Source organism: Pseudomonas sp. HY2-MNA-CIBAN-0224 (assembly GCF_040310285.1).
Taxonomy (GTDB): domain Bacteria; phylum Pseudomonadota; class Gammaproteobacteria; order Pseudomonadales; family Pseudomonadaceae; genus Aquipseudomonas; species Aquipseudomonas helleri.
The window spans coordinates 1-251 of the sequence record NZ_JBEOPQ010000751.1 but is presented as its reverse complement, the minus strand read 5'-3'; the positions used below and the strand labels follow the sequence as shown (position 1 = coordinate 251).

The 251-nt window shown below is 46.6% G+C and carries 1 protein-coding gene; it reads right to left on the bottom strand.

Annotation, left to right across the window (positions count from 1 at the left end; translation table 11 throughout):
- Nucleotides 1-251 (bottom strand): hypothetical protein (locus AAEZ03_RS28340; RefSeq protein WP_350583281.1); only part of this gene is annotated, 251 nt, incomplete at both ends.

The following is a 251-nucleotide window of genomic DNA, read 5'->3' as shown; positions in this document are numbered from 1 at the left end:
AGTCTATACCAAGTACAATGACGTGATGCAGCTCAGCCATCGGTAGCCGCGTGGCAACATCTTGCGCAATCTGCTGTAAGTTTGGCTGAATAGCCGCCTTACTATTCTGCCCCTGCCCATCTTGACCATAGAATATCAGCACATAATGCCGACCGAGATTTTCATACGAATGCTGATGTACTACATAGCCAGTTTTTTGCAACGCCTGCTGTTGTTTTGGGTGTCTATATAAAGTGCGGATAAGCTCATGC